Source organism: Stutzerimonas kunmingensis, assembly GCF_900114065.1.
Taxonomy (GTDB): domain Bacteria; phylum Pseudomonadota; class Gammaproteobacteria; order Pseudomonadales; family Pseudomonadaceae; genus Stutzerimonas; species Stutzerimonas kunmingensis.
On the sequence record NZ_FORS01000003.1, the window covers coordinates 138448 to 157627 of the forward strand.

The 19180-nt window shown below is 63.3% G+C and carries 16 protein-coding genes; all 16 read right to left on the reverse strand.

Annotation, left to right across the window (positions count from 1 at the left end; all coding sequences use genetic code 11):
* Position 1 precedes the first annotated feature (1 nt).
* Positions 2-2593: a type VI secretion system ATPase TssH gene (gene tssH, locus BM275_RS08780; protein WP_041015012.1), complete on the reverse strand. Its 2592-nt coding sequence runs from the start codon at positions 2591-2593 to the stop codon at positions 2-4.
* An 11-nt stretch (positions 2594-2604) separates the two neighbouring features.
* Positions 2605-3612: a type VI secretion system baseplate subunit TssG gene (gene tssG, locus BM275_RS08785; RefSeq protein WP_041015013.1), complete on the reverse strand. Its 1008-nt coding sequence runs from the start codon at positions 3610-3612 to the stop codon at positions 2605-2607.
* On the reverse strand, positions 3576-5366 hold the full coding sequence (gene tssF / locus BM275_RS08790; RefSeq protein ID WP_041015014.1) for a type VI secretion system baseplate subunit TssF: 1791 nt from the start codon (positions 5364-5366) through the stop codon (positions 3576-3578). The genes tssG and tssF overlap by 37 nt, the downstream gene beginning before the upstream one ends.
* A 55-nt stretch (positions 5367-5421) precedes the next feature.
* Positions 5422-5784, reverse strand: a complete 363-nt coding sequence (locus tag BM275_RS08795; RefSeq protein ID WP_041015015.1) for a hypothetical protein — start codon at positions 5782-5784, stop codon at positions 5422-5424.
* On the reverse strand, positions 5771-6406 hold the full coding sequence (locus tag BM275_RS08800; protein ID WP_041015016.1) for a DUF2931 family protein: 636 nt from the start codon (positions 6404-6406) through the stop codon (positions 5771-5773). Before BM275_RS08800 ends, BM275_RS08795 begins: the two co-directional genes overlap by 14 nt.
* The gene (locus BM275_RS08805; RefSeq protein WP_041015017.1) at positions 6403-8322 is read right to left on the reverse strand and encodes a PAAR domain-containing protein; all 1920 of its coding nucleotides are present in this window, start codon (positions 8320-8322) and stop codon (positions 6403-6405) included. Before BM275_RS08805 ends, BM275_RS08800 begins: the two co-directional genes overlap by 4 nt.
* A gap of 11 nt (positions 8323-8333) precedes the next feature.
* Positions 8334-8741: a type VI secretion system baseplate subunit TssE gene (gene tssE / locus BM275_RS08810; protein WP_041015018.1), complete on the reverse strand. Its 408-nt coding sequence runs from the start codon at positions 8739-8741 to the stop codon at positions 8334-8336.
* 4 nt (positions 8742-8745) lie between these two features.
* Positions 8746-10224, reverse strand: a complete 1479-nt coding sequence (tssC, locus tag BM275_RS08815; RefSeq protein ID WP_008567242.1) for a type VI secretion system contractile sheath large subunit — start codon at positions 10222-10224, stop codon at positions 8746-8748.
* 26 nt (positions 10225-10250) lie between these two features.
* Positions 10251-10757 carry a type VI secretion system contractile sheath small subunit gene (gene tssB / locus BM275_RS08820; RefSeq protein WP_008567243.1) on the reverse strand — a complete coding sequence of 169 codons (507 nt, stop codon included), beginning with the start codon at positions 10755-10757 and terminating at the stop codon, positions 10251-10253.
* A 17-nt stretch (positions 10758-10774) separates the two neighbouring features.
* Complete coding sequence (tssA, locus tag BM275_RS08825) at positions 10775-12337, reverse strand: type VI secretion system protein TssA (protein WP_041015019.1); 1563 nt, start codon at positions 12335-12337, stop codon at positions 10775-10777.
* A gap of 359 nt (positions 12338-12696) precedes the next feature.
* Positions 12697-13599 carry a D-hexose-6-phosphate mutarotase gene (locus BM275_RS08830; protein ID WP_041015020.1) on the reverse strand — a complete coding sequence of 301 codons (903 nt, stop codon included), beginning with the start codon at positions 13597-13599 and terminating at the stop codon, positions 12697-12699.
* Positions 13600-13766: 167 nt separating this feature from the next.
* A complete protein-coding gene (locus tag BM275_RS08835; RefSeq protein WP_014818613.1) occupies positions 13767-14456 on the reverse strand; it encodes an ABC transporter permease in 690 nt (229 codons plus the stop codon).
* A complete protein-coding gene (locus BM275_RS08840) occupies positions 14453-15148 on the reverse strand; it encodes an ABC transporter permease (RefSeq protein WP_041015021.1) in 696 nt (231 codons plus the stop codon). The genes BM275_RS08835 and BM275_RS08840 overlap by 4 nt, the downstream gene beginning before the upstream one ends.
* 63 nt (positions 15149-15211) lie before the next feature.
* Complete coding sequence (locus BM275_RS08845) at positions 15212-15967, reverse strand: ABC transporter substrate-binding protein (RefSeq protein WP_023444040.1); 756 nt, start codon at positions 15965-15967, stop codon at positions 15212-15214.
* Between the two features lie 14 nt (positions 15968-15981).
* On the reverse strand, positions 15982-16755 hold the full coding sequence (locus BM275_RS08850; RefSeq protein WP_003281313.1) for an ABC transporter ATP-binding protein: 774 nt from the start codon (positions 16753-16755) through the stop codon (positions 15982-15984).
* 289 nt (positions 16756-17044) lie between these two features.
* The gene (locus tag BM275_RS08855; protein ID WP_041015022.1) at positions 17045-19102 is read right to left on the reverse strand and encodes a BCCT family transporter; all 2058 of its coding nucleotides are present in this window, start codon (positions 19100-19102) and stop codon (positions 17045-17047) included.
* Positions 19103-19180: the final 78 nt, after the last annotated feature.

The following is a 19180-nucleotide window of genomic DNA, read 5'->3' on the forward strand; positions in this document are numbered from 1 at the left end:
CTCAGGCGAACTCACAAACTAGGGCACCCTCGCCATCCAGCGTGGCATGCACCCGCTGCAGCGGCTCGCCACTGGCCATGGCATCGAGCAGGCGGTCCACCACCAGCGGTTGCACGTGCTGCTCGATCAGATGGTCGATCAGGCGCGCACCGCTGTCGCTGTCGCCGCAGCGCTCGGAGAGGTGCGTGACCAGCGCCGGGCAATGGCTGAACTGCAGCTGGCGACGCTGCAGCCGCTCACCGAAGCGTGCCAGCTTGAGCGCAACCAGCTCATCGAGCACCTCACCAGCGATCGGGTAATAGGGCACCACGCGCATGCGCCCGAGCAGGGCCGGCTTGAAGTGCTGCGACAGCTGCGGACGGATGGCCAGTTCCAGATCCTCGGCCGCCGGCCGCTGCCCGGCACTGCAGAAACTGGCGATGCGCTCGCTGGCAAGGTTGCTGGTCATGAGGATCAGGGTGTTGCGGAAGTTGATCTCGCGGCCCTCGCCGTCATTCGCCACGCCCTTGTCGAAGATCTGGTAGAAGACGTTCATCACATCCGGGTCGGCCTTCTCCACCTCGTCGAGCAGGATCACCGAGTAGGGTTTCTGCCGTACCGCTTCGGTGAGCATGCCGCCTTCGCCGTAGCCGACATAACCCGGAGGCGCGCCGATCAGGCGGGAAACGCTGTGCTTCTCCTGGAACTCGGACATGTTGATCACGGTGAGGAAGCGCTCGCCGCCGTACAGCAAGTCGGCCAGGGCCAAGGCAGTTTCGGTCTTGCCGACGCCGCTGGGGCCGACCAGCAGGAACACGCCCACCGGAGCGTCGGGTTTGTTCAGCCCGGCCGCTGCCGCACGCATGGCACGATCCAGCGCCTCCACGGCCTGCTCCTGCCCGCGCACCCGGGCGCGCAGATCGGCGGCGAAGTTGGCGACCTGTGTGCTGTGCTCCCGGGCCAGCTGCGCCAGGGGCACGCCGGTCCAGTGGCTGATCACCTCCGCCACCAGGCGCGGGCAGACCTCATGGCTGACCAGTCGCTGCTCGGCCTGGGCTGCCGCAAGTGCGGTCTGCACGGCGCGCAGCTCGGCCTCCAGTTCATCGAGCGATGTGGCCACGCCGCCCTCGTTCGCATCGCTGCGTGCTTCGGCCGTGCGTTTGCGCAGGTCGAGCAGGCGCTCAGCGAGCTGGCGCTGCCTGGTCCAGCGGGATTCGAGCAGCTCGATCTCGCCCCCCGCCACGATCAGGCGTTGCTCCAGCTGTTCCAGCGCAGCCGTGTCGACCGGCAGGCCGGCGGCCAGATCGCGGCGCATGGCTTCACGCTGACGCTCGCCTTCGGCGATTTCGCCACGCAGACGTTCCAGCGCCTCGGGCGCGGCGGCGAGACTGATGCGCACCCGCGCGCAGGCGGTATCCAGCACATCGACGGCCTTGTCCGGCAGCTGCCGGCCGGCCAGGTAGCGTGCCGACAGCTCGGCGGCGGCCGTGACCGCATCGTCGCGCAGGTAGATGCCGTGGCTCTTTTCATAGACCGGCGCCAACCCGCGCAGGATGGTGACGGCTTCCGGAACGCTCGGCTCGTGCAGTTGCACCGGCTGGAAGCGCCGGGCCAGCGCCGGGTCCTTCTCGAAGTATTTCTTGTATTCGCTCCAGGTCGTCGCCGCGATGGTGCGCAGCTCGCCGCGTGCCAGGGCCGGCTTGAGCAGGTTGGCCGCATCGCCACTGCCGGCCTGGCCACCGGCGCCGATCAGCGTGTGCGCCTCATCGATGAACAGGATGATCGGCTTGGGCGAGCCTTTCACCTCGTCGATCACGCCCTGCAGACGGCGTTCGAATTCGCCCTTCACGCTGGCGCCGGCCTGCAGCAGGCCGAGGTCGAGGCACAGCAGCTCGACGCCCTTGAGTGCCGCCGGCACTTCGCCGGCGGCGATGCGCAGTGCCAGGCCTTCGACGATGGCAGTCTTGCCGACCCCGGCCTCGCCGACCACGATCGGATTGTTCTTCCGCCGCCGGGCAAGGATGTCGATCATCTGGCGGATCGCCGAGTCGCGGCAGAGCACCGGATCGAGCTTGCCGTCGCGGGCCTGCTGGGTGAAATTGTGGGTAAAGCGCGCCAGGTTGGATTCGCCACTGGCTGCCGGCTTGCCGTTCGCGGCCTGCGGCTGCTGGCTGATGGCGAAGTCGCGCAGGCGCTCGGCATCCAGCCGGGCCAGCAATGGCTGGTAGTGGCTGCCGGCATAGCGCAGCGGATTGCGCAGCAGCGCGAGAATCAGCGCGGCCTGGTCGATCTGGCTCTGGCCGAGTTCCAGGCTGGCCACCAGCAGGGCATCCTGCAGCCATTGCACCAGCTCGGTGGAAAACACCGGGTTGCGCGACTCGCTGTGCTCGCCTCGTGGTTGCAGCGCCTGCGCCAGTGCGCCGGCGTCCACTTCGGCATCCAGCAAGGCTCGCTTGAGCAATCCATCGGGACGCTCTAGCAGGCCGAGCAGCAGGTCCTCGACGAGAACCTTGTTGCCGCCACGTACCACGCAGCGTTCGGCGGCGCCTTCCAGATCGCGCTTGGTTTCGGCGTCCAGCGCCTGTACCAGCTGTTGCAGATCGACATTGATCATTTTCATCTTCCTTAATGGGTCTGGCTGCCGAGAGTGACCAAGCCGTCGGCGCGTTCGCGTCCGAGCCAGCTGGTCCAGCCGAGGCGGCAGTTGTTGTCAGCGCCGATGCGCAGTTCGCGGATCTCGTCCGGGCGAAGCTCCAGGCGCAGGTCGTAATCGAGCGGATCGCGCAGGGTGAAGCGCACCAGCGCACAGAGCGGCTGGTAGCCGCTGCCGATGGGCAGGAATTCGTGGAAGCGATTCCAGTCCAGCTGGCGGATATGGATGCGGAACTTGCCGCCGCGGTCGCGGACCCGCTCGCCGAGCACCAGGCTCTCGCCCAGCTGGCTGTTGGCCTGGCCGAGGCGGTTGCGTTGTTCGCCGAGGATTTCCACCTGGCGCTCCAGGCATTGTTCGATGTTCAGCTCGGCGTGCTTGAAGTAGTAGCGCAGCACCGATTCGATCAATGCCGCCGAGTGCGCGCGCAGGCTGAGCAGGCCGAGATAGGGCAGCAGGCGCTTCCAGTTCAGCTCTGGCGCGTTGCGGATGGCCTCGCCGCTGAGCCCGACCAGGGCGAACAGCTGCTCCGAGAAGGGGTCATGGGCGCCGCTGGTGAAGCGGGCGCGGTAGCGGTATTTCTGCCAGATCGGCAGCAGCAGGCGCTGCAGGCGATTGTTGAACAGGTCGAGAAAGTCGCGGGTCGGGTTGCCGTCCTCGCTGTCGCCAAGTGCCTGTTCACCGTAGAAGGCTGGTAGCGGCGAGCCGGCGCCGAACAGGCTGACCAGGTTGATGCGCAGGCGCGCGCGCCACTCGCTATGCTCCTGGAAGAACTGCACCTGCTCGATATCGCTGCCGGGAAAGCCCAGGCTCGGGTTGGCCTGGAACTCCAGGCGCTCGTAGAGCGACTCTTCGTCCAGGCCAGGGTTGAGCTGGCGCAGGCGATCGAGCACCAGCAGCACGCCCTGGAACAGGCTGTACTCGCGAATGCCGCGGTTGAGCGGTTTCAGAGCAGCGTTTGCTGACCCATGCGCGGCGTCCATTGGTACACCTCTCCCTGTGTGCTCTGCACGCGCAGCTCGTGATACGAGTTGAGGCTGGCGTAGAGGGCGAAGAATTCGTTGAGCACCGAGGCGAAGAGGAACAGGTCGCCCTCACCGATGAAGCCGTCCTGGTTCATGGTCAGTTCGGTACGTACGCCGCGCACTGGCAGCCCGCGATGCAGGCGATCGACGTGCTGGTGGGCAATGTGAGTCAGGCCGCCGAGACGGCGCCGGCTGACGTTCTCGGCGTGCTTGTCGTAATAGCGCGGCAGGTCGTAGGTCTCGAGGATCACCTTGAGCGCCTCGACGTTGGCCAGCGACAGGTAGTTCAGCGACATGTTGCTGATCAGCTTCCACAGATAGTCGCGCTGCAGCGGCGGCGCGTAGCTCGGGGTGACCGCCGAGATGTTGCGGAAGCTGAGGAATTCCGGCGTGTCTTCGCTGGGCTTGCAGATGTCGCCGAGCTTCAGCTGGCGCGGCAGGTTCTGGTTGGTGCAGGTCAGCTCGATGGACAGCGTCTCGTGCTGGTCGAGGTTGCGCAGTCCGAAGCTGAGCCAGGTTTCCTGTCCTTCTCCGAGCAGCGAAGGTTGCTGGCGCACGCTGTAGTGCGGCCGCGCCACCGGCACATCGAAGCTGGCGTCATGTTCGAAGGATTCGAACGGCACGTATTCTTCGTAGCCCATGCCGCCGGGTTTCCAGCCGGTCACCCGGTCCACCGAGAATACGCCGCACTGCTGCGAGTCATACTCTGCTGGCAGCAGCAGGTACTGGTCCTGCTTGCCGTCCAGGCGGATCGGGATGGCATCGTGCGGGAACAGGTTGACCACCGGTGTGCAGTACAGGCGCACGTTGTCCAGCGTCGGGCGGATGCGCTGCACGCCGGCCTTGTGAATGTCGAAGCGCAGCTCCAGGCCGCGGGCCTGCTTGAGCAAATCTTCGGGGATGCGCTGAATGACCTCCAGGCCCTTGAGGTCGACGAAGAGAAATTTGTCCGGGAAGGCGAAATATTCCTGCAGGTAGCGATAACCGCGGAATGTGTTGAGCGGGTAGGGGATCAGCGCCTCATCCTCGGCGAATCCCACCGGTTCGACCTGCTTGGCGTTGAGCTGCAAGGGGGCCAGCGGCCGGCCATCGGGACCTGTCAGCGGATGACCCTGCTCGTTCAGCGGCACCAGCTCTATGCCGCCCAGATGCCGCAACAGGCTCAGGTAGAGCAGCTGGCTGATATAGGGCTCGCCGGCCAGGTGCAGGCGCAGATGGTTGAGACCGATCTCGCCGAGATGGCCATCGGCGCTCATCTGCAGGCGCAGGCTGAGCAGCGCACCGGTGCCTTTGACCGAATACTCCAGCGCCTGCAACGCCAGCGGCAGCACCTCGGTGGCGTAGGCGGTACGAAAGCAGCAACTGACGCCCTGCACAGGATTGGATTCCACCGGGGTGTTGCGCGGCACCGTCAGCGCCGGTCCGGGGCGTTTCAGCGGATCGAACTGCAGCATGCTGAAAGCCGGCAGCGGACGCATGTAATTCGGCCACAGCAGATGCATCAGCGAGTGGGTCAGCTCCGGCAGCTCGTCATCGAGCTTCTGCCGCAGCCGCCCGGTGAGAAAGGCGAAGCCTTCGAGCAGCCGCTCGACATCCGGATCGCGCCCGGCCTGCCCGAGGAACGGCGCGAGCGCCGGGCTGCGCTCGGCGAAGCGCTTGCCCAGCTGGCGCAGGGCGGTGAGTTCGCTCTGGTAGTAATGGTTGAAAGACATGTCTAACGATTCATCCTTGTCGTTTCGTGTCCGGCGCGCTTGCGCGGCGGGGCTCCTAGCGTCGGCGGTAGCATCCCGTGGAGGTGTCCATGTTCACGAGCAGGCAGTTGCCGTGTGGCTTCAGCCTCATCTTGTCGAAGAAGGCCCTCGGCCCGCGCTCGCGCAACTCGATCTGCCCGTCCACCATTGCCCAGCGCCCTCGACCCTGGATGTCGAGGCTGCCGTAGTAGAGCACCGCCTCGAACGTGCCCTGTTCATGGAGCAGCAGCTGTGAGCCCATTCCCATCACACCGACCAGTTCGTAGCGCCCGGCCAGTTCGCGCGGCGGCGGGGAAGTGTTGGTGCAGGCGGCCAATATCAGCGCGAGGGCGGCGAGCGCCAGGCGGGTGTAGGGCGAGGAGGATCTACCATGACCCATAGGGCACCCCGTGTTGCTCGATATAGGCCTTGGCTTTGTCGGAGAGCGGACGATGTTCTCCGTTGGATGTACCGCCGTATGGTCCGACCTTGCTGATCGCGGCTTCGAAGCGACCGATTTCGATGGATTGCAGGCAGGGGCCGCCTACCCAAGCTTTTGCGATTCCGCTGGGGGCGAGGCCGATGGTGATGTCTTTGCGAAACTGTCCATCCAGCCACTTGCCCTGAAAGTGGCAATAGCCGCGCTGAGGCTTGAGCATTTCCTTGCGCACCCACTCGGGAATATTGATGCGTACGTTGTAGGTCTGCGGCTCGACCATTGACTGCCAGCGAACAAATACGATTTCCGGCAGATCGATGCCTGGCAGGTCCTTGCCTGCGCCCCCCGCTGGATGCTTGGGCCAGCCGTCGACCTTGCCTGTATAGGACGGGACCCCGCCACTGACGCGCTCGTAGGCCAGCCCTCGGCGGTCAATCACATCCACGCTTTCCACCCAGACCTCCATATGTTCGGGCGCGAAGACACCGACATACCAGGCGTTATAGGGGAGTTTCGGTTGGGCCTGGCTGCCGGTGCAGCCGCAGAGCAAAAGGATTGTGCAAGCGAGAACAAGAGTTTTCATTCGGGATAGCCCTGCTGTGGCTTGTTGCTGTAGACCAGACGGACATTTGGCGCTGGCTTGCTGATAAGCAGACCACTGGTGGGCTTCCAGTGCGCGGATAGATGGATATAGCGTCTCCGGAGCAAGCGTTCGTCGTTTTCATTCAGGTCGCAACTGTCTCCTTTGGCGAATGCCATCAACTTAGGAGCAATTTTCTGGAGCTCTTCGGGGAGCGCGGTTGCGTTTTCCCTGTCATCAATGAAATCGAAAGGAACTCCTTGCTGCACTGCCAATTCCAGCATTACACGCAAATACACCAGCGAAAGCTCGCCGCGTATCTGACGGTCAATAGTTACCAGGCCTAACACCCAATCCTCCGGCGGATGGTTGACTCCGCGGGGGTGGAGTTTGCGGATACGGCAAACGTCTTTTTTAATCTGATCATCCGGCAGGCCAAAAGCCTTCCACTTTTCGTATTGGCGCTCGGTTTCGCGCCAGGCGTGAGTACGTTCAGTTGGTGTGTCCGCGGGCACCGTGGAGCTGACCGGGCGACTTAGGATCAGCTTTTCCTGCACAACCGGAAGATAGCCGCCACCGATATCCGAGTGCGCGCCGGGGAGGGTTATCTCTTGATGATGTGGGGTCACGCTATTGAGCGCGAAGTTCCAGCGCATCTCATCACGGGCCTTCAGCTGAAGCACTTTGCGCGCACAATCTGGCGGGAGGTACAGGTTGACACCTGGATTGTGGTGGTCCGCAGGGCTGAAGTCCCAGCTCAACGGGTCGGCCACGGCCGCCACCGTATCGAACAGACCGATGAAGTTAATCTGAACGTTGGTGGCCCAGTCGAATTTCGCGTTAAACCCCGGCGCCTGCGCATTGAATAAACTCGCCAGGATGCCGCTTTCCGATTTGAGTATTTCGTTGGCGAAGTGACGGGCCGCAGCAGCCCCGCGACTGAATCCAAAGATGTCGAGTTCCAACCCTTCGATTTCCAGATTGGGGTTATTACCCAGCAGGCGACCCAGCGACTCTTGGATCTTCTGCGGACTTTGCATCACCCGGGCCACTACGCCGGTATCGCCCATACCAGTCCCTTGCCCGTACACCGAGTCTTCTTCCCCGCTGCTGGTGCCGATGCCTTCGAGATACGCCTTGATGCTGGCGCTACGCTCGTCCTTAGCCAGGCTCCGGGTCGCATCGTCCTGGTACAGGTCGAACAACCGCGCTACGTTGCTCGGCGCGTTGCCGTAGCTGTTGTCCGGTGTCTGGGTAAAGAAGTCGTTGCCTTCGCTACCGCCGAAACCATGCGCCCTACAATACTCGACGACTTCGCCGAGGGTGCGCTCGTCCAGCAGGGTCAGGTCGTCCTGGCGACACTTTTCGGTCACGGCAGCATTAGCCAGGTTGTTGCCGGTGCCATCGAAGAACACGCCGATTCGCAGGGTGATGCCCTGGCGCGCCTGTTGCTGCGGCTGCTCGACCAGCTCCTCTTCCTCGTCTTCTTCTTCCAGGCCCAAAGGCGCTAGGTCCCCCGGCTCTTCCTGCCAGGCGCGGGCCACCGGTGCAGATGAGCGAAAGGCCTCGGCGGCAGCGGCCGCTGCAGTAACTGTCTTGGCAACTCCAAGGACGGCAGGCGCGAGGAAGGGCGCCGCGCTATGGCTGCTGCCGATGACCACCGTACCCGAACCGGCGGTGACGACATTGCCGTGGTTACCCACACTGCCCACCACCGCCGCCGGCTTGCCATCGATCAGCACGTTGGGGATTACCGCGCTGGCCATCGCACCGCCGCAGGCGGAAGCGTCGCCCATACGTGCGGCCGGCAGGCCGTCGAACAGCACGTCGGGCGAGCCGGCGGCGATGGGGTTGGTGCCGTGGCCCGTCTTCGGGCAGGCGGTAGGATCGCCGAGGCGGGCTGCGGGTTTGCCGGACATCCGTTGTCTCCTTACTGGACCTTGACCTGTCCGCTGCCATCCAGGCTGGCGGAAAAGCTGACCTGGCGCTTGAGGTCATCCACTTCCAGCAGGCCTTCGATGGTGAAGGCGAGGGTCAGTGGATCGTGGGTGCGCGGCAGCGACAGCACGCGCACCTGGGTCAACCTGGGTTCGTACGCTTCGATGAAACGTTCGATGGCGATACGCGCCTGCTGCAGCGAGTCGTGCAGCGACAGGCGCATATCGTTGAGATCGGGCAACCCGTAGTCGGGCAGCGTCTGCACGCTGCCCGCTCGGGTGCTGAGCATCTTGGCCAGATGGGCAGCCACCGAGGCCATCGCCGCGACTTCGCGGCTCCAGCCAGAGCGCCGTGCGGCGTCACCGCCGAGGCGTTCGAAGAGGCTGCCGTATCCGTTCAAGTGCTTATTCCTTGTCCAGCTTGCCGACCAGCGACAGGGTGAAATCCGCGCCCATGTATTTGAAGTGCGGACGCACGCTGAGGCTGACGCGGTACCAGCCCGGTTCGCCCTCGACGTCGCTGACGTTGACCTGGGCGGCGCGCAGCGGACGACGGCTGCGTACTTCGGAGCTCGGATTCTCCTGGTCGGCGACGAACTGGCGGATCCACTTGTTGAGTTCCAGTTCGAGGTCGGTGCGCTCCTTCCATGCACCGATCTGCTCGCGCTGCAGCACCTTCAGGTAGTGCGCCAGGCGGTTGACGATGAACAGGTAGGGCAGCTGGGTGCCGAGCTTGTAGTTCAGCTCGGCGGTCTTGCCTTCCTCGCTATTACCGAAGAACTTGGGCTTCTGCGCCGAGTTGGCGGAGAAGAACGCGGCGTTGTCGCTGCCCTTGCGCATGGTCAGGGCGATAAAGCCTTCCTCGGCCAGCTCGTACTCGCGACGGTCGGAAACCAGCACTTCGGTCGGGATCTTGGTCTCGATCTCACCCATGCTCTCGAAGTGGTGCAGCGGCAGGTCTTCCACTGCGCCCCCGCTCTGCGGGCCGATGATGTTCGGGCACCAGCGGAACTTGGCGAAGCTGTCGGTCAGGCGGCTGGCGAAGGTGTAGGCGGTGTTGCCCCACAGGTAGTGCTCGTGGCTGCCGGCGACGTTTTCCTTGTAGACGAAGCTTTTCACCGGGTTGTCTTCCGGGTCGTAGGGGTTGCGCAGCAGGAAGCGCGGTACGGTCAGGCCGACGTAGCGGGCGTCTTCCTGTTCGCGGAAGCTCTGCCACTTGGTGAACTGCGGGCCCTCGAAGTGATCCTTCAGGTCCTTCAGGTCCGGCAGGCCGGTGAAGCTTTCCAGACCGAAGAACTTCGGGCCGGCAGCGGCAATGAATGGCGCGTGGGACATGCTGGCGACGCTGGCAACGTACTGCATGGTCTTGACGTCGGGTGCGCTGGGATCGAAGAAGTAGTTGGCGATCAGCGCACCGACCGGCTGGCCGCCGAACTGGCCGTACTCGGCGGTGTAGATGTGCTTGTACAGGCCGGACTGAACGATCTCAGGGCTGTCCTCGAAGTCGTCGAGCAGGTCCTGCTTGGAGGCGTTGAGCAGCTCGAGCTTGATGTTCTCGCGGAAGTTGGTGCGATCGACCAGCAGCTTGAGGCCGCGCCAGGAGGATTCCAGGGCCTGGAACTGCGGGTGGTGAAGGATTTCGTCCATCTGCTGGCTGAGCTTGGCGTCGATCTCCGCGATCATGCGGTCGACCATGGCCTTCTTCACCGGCTCGTTTTCGTTTTGCGGCTTGAGCAGTTCTTCGATGAAGGCCGAGACGCCGCGCTTGGCGATGTCGTAGGCCTCGTCGTCCGGGGTCAGGCGGGTTTCGGCGATGATGCGGTCGAGGATGCCGCCTTCGGCGAGGTGGTTGCCGTGCTCGACGGCGGCTGCGCTAGTGGTCATGTAGATGTGCTTCCTTGTCGGTGATATCAGGCGTCCAGCTTCTCTTTGGCCGCCAGGCCCAGTTCGCCGAGTACGCGGTCACGCGAATCGTCGTCGGCGAGTACGCTTTCGATGGCCTTGCGGAAGGCCGGGGCGTTGCCCAGCGGGCCTTTCAGGGCGACCAGGGCGTCGCGCAGTTCCATCAGTTTCTTCAGCTCCGGGACCTGCTCGACCAGATTGGCCGGGTTGAAGTCCTTCATCGAATTGATGCGCAGCTGCACGGCCAGCTCGTCATCGGTCTGCTCGTCCTGCAGACGGTTCGGCACGCCGAAGGTCAGGTTCAGCTCCTGCTTAGCCAGGACCTCGTCGAAGCTGTTCTTGTCGATGGCGATGGGCTTGCGGTCTTCGATCTTGCGATCGTCGGCGCGCTGGGTGAAATCGCCCAGCACCATCAGCTTGAGGGGCAGCTCGACCTCTTCCTGAGCATTGCCGGTGGCCGGCTTGAACGTGACGTTGATGCGTTCCTTGGGTGCAACCGAGCCTTCTTTGGCCATGGTGTTCTCCTTTGCGGTTAATCCAGCACCACTTCGAGATCGAGGTGGCACAGCCTGCGGTAAATCTCATCCTTGCTTTCACGCACGGCGTGGTTCTGCGGCAGCAGCTCGCAACAGCTGTGCAGCAGGCGCAGTACCTCGAGGGCGAGATCGGGTTCCCAGCTGCCCAGGCCACTGGCTTCGAGCTGCTGGTCGAGTGCTTCGAGCTGGGTTTTGGCCAGCTCGTATTTCTTGGCCTGGTAGCACAGGCGGGCGAGGCTCAGCTGCCAGAAGAAGCGCTCGCGGCCACCTCGGGCGCGAGCCAGGCCCTGTTTGAGCTGCTGCACGGCGGGCTTGAGGCCGTCCTTGCGCAGCAGCGGCACAGCTTCCTGCAGCGCGAGCTCCCAGCTCGGTTGCAGGGTGCCGGCTACGGGCGGCTCGTCCTGCCTGGCGGCTGTGGACGGCTGCACATGGGGCATGACCTGGCCACTGATCCAGGCGCGAGTTTCGGCATCGGCAAACGGGGTGCCGTCGTGAAAGCACAGTTCTTCCAGACGCGGCAGGCGCTGCAGGAACAGCGCGAGCTGGATCTCCACCTCGCGCATGGCCTGCTCGGCGTCCAGCTCCTGCAGGCATTCCCAGGCCAGGCGCTGGCCATCCAGCCAGAACGGGGCACGCGCGGTGCTGTTTTCCAGATCCACCAGCAGGTCGGCGTACTGCCCCTGAGCGAAGCGTTCGCGATAGCTGGCCAGTTTGTCGGCAGGGACGCCACGCAGCGCGGTGACCTGCTCGCTGTTGTGCTCCGGCAGGCTGTCGATGCTCAGCCAGAGCAGGGTACGCGCGAGGCGCAGTGGGCGCAGGTCGCTGGTGCGCTGCTTGAGCCACCAGGCGGTCAGCGGGCGCGCCTGTTCCTGCAGGTTGCGCAGAGCCTTGAGCGCTTCCTTGTCGTTCTCGATCGGCGAACCGGGGGCGAAGACCTGGCTGGCGACCTGCTTCACCTGGGCGATGGCCGCGCCCACCGTACCTGGCTGCGGCTGCCCCTGGCTGGCGCGCTTGACCATGCCGTCGAGCTGACGGCACAGCGGCAGCAGCAACGGCGCGTCTTCGCCCAGATGCCCGGACAGGCACTGCTCCAGCGCATGTAACTGCTCGGCGAGGCTGCGAAACAGTGGCAGTTGCTCGCCGACCGGGACGTCTTCGGAAAAGGTCTGCTCCAGACGTGGCAGCAACCAGTTGATCGCTGCGGCCCGGGTGCGTGGCTTGCGTGGGTGCAGCTCGGCCCAGTGATTGCTGCACAGGTAGTGCAGGACGCTGAGACCTGCCTGAAGTCCGGCGAAGGACTCGCGCTGGAACAGGCTCCAGGTCAGCCAGGCGGCGGCGCGCAGATCCTTGGAGAGCGAGGCGAGCAGCATCTCGCTGCCTTCGCGGACCTTCTGCCAGTCGATGCCGGCGGTTTGGTGCAGTGCGCCAGCCTTGGCCAGTTCGGTCTCGAGCAATTCGAACTCGCTGCTGTAGCGAATATCGTCGCCAGCGAAATTGCTGTCATTGACCGGCTTTCTGGCAAGTTCCAGATAATGCTTGCTGAGTGCGCTGGCGTGCATTGGGTCTTCCGTGACGCTCAAGTTCGATCCGTGAACTTTGAAACATGCCGCCAATATCAAAAGCGGAATGTTTCCGAGAAAAGGGGTGCGCAACTTCTTGCACACCGTCCTTGCGCAACAAATTGCACAGGGCCTTATGGGGTGGGCATCCTAGACGGGGGGTATGTGTCGTTCAAGGCGAGAAGTGTGATCTCCGTTGCAGCTGGGAATATTAACCAGCTGGCGACGGAACTAATTCAAAACGGGCGATTAAGTTGCCCTTGTATAACAAGTTACTTCGTAGGAAATATGCCGGTTGCTTGTAAGAGAATACTTACGTGCAACTTTCTACCCGGTCACAGAATTGGGGGCGATTAATGTTATAGGCCGCTGGAAGTTGCCGATATGGACACAGCCAGGGTGTGGCGCTGACCCGGCTGGAGCACCACCGCGTCGTCCAGCACATTGGCCGTCTCGATGCACAGCATCCGCTGCCAGGCATCGTCGGCGAAGCTCGTCAGGCGCTGCGCCTTGTCGATCCACGGATTCCACAACACGGCGGACATCGAACCGCTGGTGGTCAATCGGATGCGCCGCTGCCACGCCGGATCGACAAGATTCAAGGTGGCCGGCAGCTGCTGGTAGACACGATCGGTTTCGCCGCTGAAATGCAGGTCGTCCTGTTGCTGGCATTCTTTCCAGTCCAGCAGGGTGTCGATGTACGGGCAGCCGGCGAGGCCCTCCACACGCACCTGATGGATGTCGCTGATAGCGAAGTAGGTGTGGAGCGCTTGGCTGATGCTGACGGCTACGCTGCCGTTGTTGCGGCTGCTGAGTGTCAGTTGGAGATCGTCGGCGAGGCGCACATGCAGAGTCAGTTCGACCTGATGAGGCCAGCCCGGTAGTTCGCCGATTGCTTGCGGACAATGGAGTTCGAGAATGGCAACGTCGTCTTCGCTGCGCTGTTCGCGCAACTGCCAGGGCAGCGTGCGTACCAGGCCATGGAAAGGTGCGGGTTGTTCGCCGTGATAGCTCGCCTGCACGGCCTGCGGGTTGCGCGCCAGGTCGCCGAACCACGGCCAGCAGATCGGCACGCCGCCGCGTACCGACTGACCCTGGTGGAAGGCTGCCTCTTCGCTGAGCCAGATGATCGGTGGTGCGTCGCCCTGGCGATAGCTGAGGATCTGCGCGCCCTGTTCGGCGATCAGCAGTTCGTCCTCGCCGCGGCGGACTCGCCAGACGGCGAGCTGGTCCATTTCGATGCGTTGGATATCGACAGGCATGGGCAATCTCGTGATGGGCTCGGGTTTGCGTCTGACAACGGTCGCAAGGCGGGATTTCATCCGCCTCCGGGCGTGGGGTAAATGTTGCTTACATCCAACGTGGCTCCGTTCGGTGGATCGCCATGGTGGATCGCCGACGCGAGATCCACCCTAGAAGCCAGCGCGGTTCAGCGACCCTGGCAGGCGTCGACCCGCAGCCAGCGTTCCAGCAGCTTGAAGCCCTGCATCAGGATGAAGGCGATCAGCAGGTAGATCAGGCCGGCGGTGAGGAACATTTCCTCATGCAGGTAGGTGCGCGCGGCGATCTTGCGTGCCATGCCAGTCAGTTCCAGCAGCGTGATGGTGCTGGCCAGGGCGCTGGCCTTGAGCATCAGGATCACTTCGTTGCTGTAGGCCGGCAGGCCGATGCGTGTTGCACGCGGCAGGATGATGTGCAGCAGCGCCTGCGCGCGTGACATGCCCAGCGCCCGTGCGGCTTCGACTTCACCCGGCGGCACGTTCTGGATCGCGCCGCGGATGATCTCGGCGATATAGGCGGCGGTGTGCAGCGTCATGGTGATGATCGCGCACCAGTACGGGTCACGCAGGTACGGCCAGAGTGCGCTTTGGCGCACCACCTCGAACTGCGCCATGCCGTAGTAGACCAGAAACAGTTGCACCAGCAGCGGTGTGCCACGGAAGAAGAAGATGTAGCCATAGGGCAGCGCGCGTATGGCCAACAGGCGGGAGGAGCGGGCAATGCCCAGCGGCACGGCGAGGATCAGCCCGGCGACGACTGAAACGCCGACCAGTTGCAGCGTCAGCCAGGCGCCTTCGATGAAACTCGGCAGCCACTTGATGAATATTTCCCAGGTCATGCTGCGCTCCGCACGAAGCCGCGGCCGGCACGTTTTTCGAGGAAGTGCATGCCGATCATGGCGACGATGGTCAGGCACAGGTAGATGAAGGCCGCGACCAGGAAGAAGGTGAAAGGCTCCTTGCTGGCGGTCACGGCGATCTGCGAGCGGCGCATGATCTCTTCCAGGCCGATGACGGATACCAGTGCCGTGTCCTTCATCAGGATCATGAACAGATTGCCCAGACCCGGCAGCGCCAGGCGCCACATCTGCGGCAGGATCAGCCGCGTGAAGATCCGCCGCTTGCCCAGCCCCAGGGCCAGGCCAGCCTCACGGTGTCCCTTGGGAATGGCCAGCAGCGCCCCGCGGAAAACTTCGGTGGCGTAGGCGCCGAAGCACAAACCAAGGGCGATGGTGCCGGCGGCGAACGGGCTGAGGGCCAGGTTCTCGATGCCGAACAGCTCGCCGATGCCGCGAATCAGGCTGATGGTGCCGAAATAGATCAGCAACACCCAGAGCAGTTCGGGTACGCCGCGCACGATGGTCGAGTAGGTGCCGCCGAGCCAGCGCAGCGCGCTGTAGGGCGAGGTCTTGGCGAGAGCGCCGAGCAGACCGAGCACCAGCCCCAGCGCCAGGGAGGTGAGGGCCAGTTGGATGGTCATCCAGGTGCCGGCGATAAGCGCCGGACCGAATCCGTGAAGGTCGGGAATCATAGAAACTCAAACACCGAAGCCCGGTCGGCCAGTTTCAGGCGACCGGGCTTCGGCTCGGTTGGATCAGTAAATGCTGAACGGGAAGTACTTGTCGTTGATCTGCTTGTAGGTGCCGTCAGCGATGATCTCGGCCAGCGCCTTGTTCAGCTTCTCACGCAGCTCGTCGTTGCCCTTGCGCACGGCGATGGCGATCTTGTCGTCATCGAATACCGGCTCGCCCTTGAACTCGAAGCCCTTGCCAGCATCGCTCTTGAGCCATTCCCACTGCACGAAGGTGTCGGCCAGGATGCCGTCGACGCGGCCGGAGGCCAGGTCCAGGTAAGCGTTTTCCTGGGTGTCGTAGAGCTTGATGTCGACCACACCGTCCAGGTTGTCTTCCAGCCAGGTACCGGCGATGGTCGCGCGCTGGGCGCCGATGACCTTGCCGTCCAGATAGTCCTTGTCGGTCTTGAAGTCGGTGGACTTGGGTGCCACGAACTGCAGTTTGTTGGTGTAGTAGTGGTCGGTGAAATCGACGGCGTTCTTGCGCTCTTCGGTCACCGACATCGAGGCGGCAAGGAAGTCGAACTTGCCGGCATTCAGCGCCGGGATGATGCCGTCCCAGTCCGAGGTGACCACTTCGCATTCGGTTTGCATCTTGGCGCAGAGGGCGTGGGCGATGTCGAGGTCGAAACCGACCACCTTGCCGCTGGCATCGATCAGGTTGAAGGGCGGGTAGGCGCCTTCGGTACCAATCCGTAGTTTTTCCGCGGCGAATGCCTGGGTGCCGATGATCAACGATGCAGCAGCGGTCAGCAGGATCTTCTTATAGCTCTTCATGCGGTGTTGCTCCATTAGCGATGGCTGGACATGAATTGTTTACAGCGCGCCGATTGAGGATTGTCAAATACCTGCTCGGGCGTTCCTTGCTCCTCGACCAGACCCTGGTGGAGGAATACCACTTCGCTGGATACCTGCTTGGCGAAATTCATCTCATGGGTGACGAGCAGCATGGTGCGGCCTTCTTCGGCGAGCGACCGGATCACTGCAAGCACTTCTTGTACCATTTCCGGATCGAGCGCCGAGGTGGGCTCGTCGAACAGGATCACCTTGGGCTGCATCGCCAGCGTCCGCGCAATGGCCGCGCGCTGCTGTTGACCGCCGGACAGCTGGTTGGGATAGACGTGGCGCTTGTCGGCGATACCGACCTTGGCCAACAGCGCCTCTGCCACCTCGGTGGCTTCGGCCTTGCTCTGACCGAGCACGCGGCGCGGTGCCTCGATGATGTTGTCGAGGATGGTCATGTGCGGCCAGAGGTTGAAGTTCTGGAACACGAAACCCAGTTCGCTGCGAATCCGATTGAGCTGCTTGCCGTCGGCGGCGACCAGGTCGCCCTGCTTGTCGCGCTTGAGCTTGAGCTGCTCGCCGGCCACCAGAATCTCGCCCTCATGGGGGTTTTCCAGCAGGTTGATGCAGCGCAGAAAGGTGGATTTTCCGGAGCCTGAAGAGCCGAGGATGGAAATCACATCGCCATCGCGGGCGGTCAGCGAAATGCCTTTGAGAACTTCCAGATCGCCGTAGCGCTTGTGCAGGTTGCGGATTTCCAGTGCAGGGATGGCCTCGGCCATGAGGGGTCCTCTTACAGACCGGCGAAGGCCGCCATGGTCTAGATATCTGATGGTGCGCTCCGCGCGAACTGCTCGCCGTCCTGGCGAGGCGCAAACCTAGCATGCGATGCGGCATGCGCCAAGCGCGATGCGGCGTTGAGCGGTGTGACCAATCGGTCACGTTTCGCTGCCCGCCGATGCGCCCCTATCTATATAGATGAAATCGGCGCTGTACGCGCAGGCACACTCCGGTGCCTTGCGTAAACGGCAGGCTCGGTCCGCTTCCGTGCGGCCCGAAGCGGCCACGGTCTCAGCTCGCTTCCGGCTTGGGCGTGTTTTGGTCGTCGGAGAGCATTTCGTCGTGCTCGGCCATCTTCCACGGCAAGCTGCCCGGCGAGATGTGCAGGAAGTGCAGGTACTTTTCGAACTGGTCGAGTATGTCGCTGATGATGTCCGCCTGGTCGTATCCGTAGACGTCGTAATGCTGGCCGCCGCGGCGCAGGAACACCTCGGCACGGTAGTACTGCTCGTCGGCCTCCGGCCCTTCGGTCAGCGCGAACGCCGGCATGGCGTAACCGACCGCACGGATCTCGTAGATGAAGTCCACCTGGTCGTCCTTGATGACCTCCAGGTAGAGCCGCGAGTGGGCTTCATCGGTGTGCACTTCGGCAGCCCATTCCTGACCACTGAGTTCGCGCTGCACGCGGCGCATCGCCTTGAGCACCGTGGTGTTCATGAAGTCGTCGACCTCTTCCCTGCTGGGAAAGCTGACCATCCCCGCCAGGCGCTTCTTCCACAGGCCGGGACCGGCGTTGCTCGCCAGCCGGCTGCCCTGCATGTGGCTTTGCAGGCTGGTTTCGTGGTGGCCTTCGATCACCAGAGCGCGCCACATGCCCAGCGCGGCGATCATCATGATGATTGCGAAGGGCAGCGCGCTGGCGATGGTCATCGTCTGCAGCGCGCTGAGGCCGCCGGCGAGGAGCAGGGCGGACGCAACTACGCCCTCGATGCTGGCCCAGAACACACGCTGCCAGACCGGCGTGTGCAGCGCGCCGCCGGCGGCCAGCGAGTCGATGACCAGGGAGCCGGAGTCCGACGAGGTAACGAAGAAGGTGATGATCAGAACCACCGCCAGGAACGAGGCTATGGACGTCATCGGTAGCAGTTCGAACAGTTTGAACAGCGCGATGGCGTTGTCCGCCTGCACATCCGAGATCAGCGAGGTGTAGCCTTCGACCATGATCATGTGCAGCGCAGTGTCGCCGAATACCGAAAACCAGAGGAAGGTGAAGATGGTCGGCACGAACATCACGCCGAAGACGAACTGGCGAATGGTCCTGCCGCGGCTGATCTTGGCGATAAACAGGCCGACGAAGGGCGACCAGGCGATGGTCCATCCAAAGATGAACAGCGTCCAGTTGCCGATCCAGTCGCTGCGGCTGTAGGCCTGCAGGTTGAAGGTGCGCTCGATGATGTTGTTCAGATAGCTGCCGGTGTTCTGCAGAAACGTTTCGAGGATGAAAATGCTAGGCCCGACCAGAAACACGAAGAGCATCAGGCCGATCGCCAGGATCATGTTCAACAGCGACAGGTTTTTCACGCCCTTGTCGAGGCCGGCGACCACCGAGCAGATCGCCAGGCCGGTGATGATCGCGATGGCGATGATCTGCACGTTGATGCTGATCGGTATCGACGGCCAGAGGTAGTTGATGCCCGCGTTGATCTGGGTGACGGACAGGCCCAGCGTTGTGGCGATGCCGAACAGCGTGCCGAGAATCGCGAAGACATCCACCACATGGCCGATCGGCCCGTAGATGCGTTCGCCGATGATCGGGTACAGCGCCGAGCGCATCGACAGCGGCAGGCCGTGGCGGAACGAGAAGTACGCCAGCACCAGACCGGTCAGTCCGTAGATGGCCCAGATATGAAAGCCCCAGTGGAAGAAGGCGATCTGCATGGCCTGCTTGGCCGCATCGACGGTTTCCCCCGCACCGGCGGGCGGCGAGGCGTAGTGCAGTACGGGTTCGGCCACGCCGAAGAACAGCAGGGCAATGCCGTAGCCGGCGGAAAAGAGCATGGCGAACCAGGCCGGGAAGCTGTACTGCGGCTCGGCGTGGTCCGGGCCCAGCTTGATGCTGCCCCAGGGCGTCATCGCGATGCCGACGATGAACACCAGGAAAAAGGCTACCGAGAGCATGTAGAACCAGCCGAAGTTGGTCGTGATGAACGCCAGCGTCGAGCTGAACACCTCACCGGCCAGCTCCGGATTGCTGATGGTCCCGATCACCAGCAGCAGCGTGACGATCACGGCTGGAATGAACACGGGGAACAGGATGATGGCCTTGGGCATTTTCTTGGCGGCGTCCATGGGCGGTCAGCCTCCCTTTGCGAATGGGTGATGAGCGGGATGTACGCGGCGAAACCTCCGGAGAGCCCGAACGCTGCC

Coding starts and splice junctions, on each gene's coding strand:
- BM275_RS08850 (WP_003281313.1), bottom strand. CDS start 16,755: ATGGCCGAGGCCATCCCTGCACTGGAAATCCGCAACCTGCACAAGCGC.
- tssA (WP_041015019.1), bottom strand. CDS start 12,337: ATGCACGCCAGCGCACTCAGCAAGCATTATCTGGAACTTGCCAGAAAG.
- BM275_RS08805 (WP_041015017.1), bottom strand. CDS start 8,322: ATGTCCGGCAAACCCGCAGCCCGCCTCGGCGATCCTACCGCCTGCCCG.
- BM275_RS08835 (WP_014818613.1), bottom strand. CDS start 14,456: ATGACCTGGGAAATATTCATCAAGTGGCTGCCGAGTTTCATCGAAGGC.
- tssB (WP_008567243.1), bottom strand. CDS start 10,757: ATGGCCAAAGAAGGCTCGGTTGCACCCAAGGAACGCATCAACGTCACG.
- BM275_RS08845 (WP_023444040.1), bottom strand. CDS start 15,967: ATGAAGAGCTATAAGAAGATCCTGCTGACCGCTGCTGCATCGTTGATC.
- BM275_RS08830 (WP_041015020.1), bottom strand. CDS start 13,599: ATGCCTGTCGATATCCAACGCATCGAAATGGACCAGCTCGCCGTCTGG.
- BM275_RS08840 (WP_041015021.1), bottom strand. CDS start 15,148: ATGATTCCCGACCTTCACGGATTCGGTCCGGCGCTTATCGCCGGCACC.
- BM275_RS08855 (WP_041015022.1), bottom strand. CDS start 19,102: ATGGACGCCGCCAAGAAAATGCCCAAGGCCATCATCCTGTTCCCCGTG.
- tssC (WP_008567242.1), bottom strand. CDS start 10,224: ATGACCACTAGCGCAGCCGCCGTCGAGCACGGCAACCACCTCGCCGAA.
- BM275_RS08800 (WP_041015016.1), bottom strand. CDS start 6,406: ATGAAAACTCTTGTTCTCGCTTGCACAATCCTTTTGCTCTGCGGCTGC.
- tssH (WP_041015012.1), bottom strand. CDS start 2,593: ATGATCAATGTCGATCTGCAACAGCTGGTACAGGCGCTGGACGCCGAA.
- tssF (WP_041015014.1), bottom strand. CDS start 5,366: ATGTCTTTCAACCATTACTACCAGAGCGAACTCACCGCCCTGCGCCAG.
- tssG (WP_041015013.1), bottom strand. CDS start 3,612: ATGGACGCCGCGCATGGGTCAGCAAACGCTGCTCTGAAACCGCTCAAC.
- BM275_RS08795 (WP_041015015.1), bottom strand. CDS start 5,784: ATGGGTCATGGTAGATCCTCCTCGCCCTACACCCGCCTGGCGCTCGCC.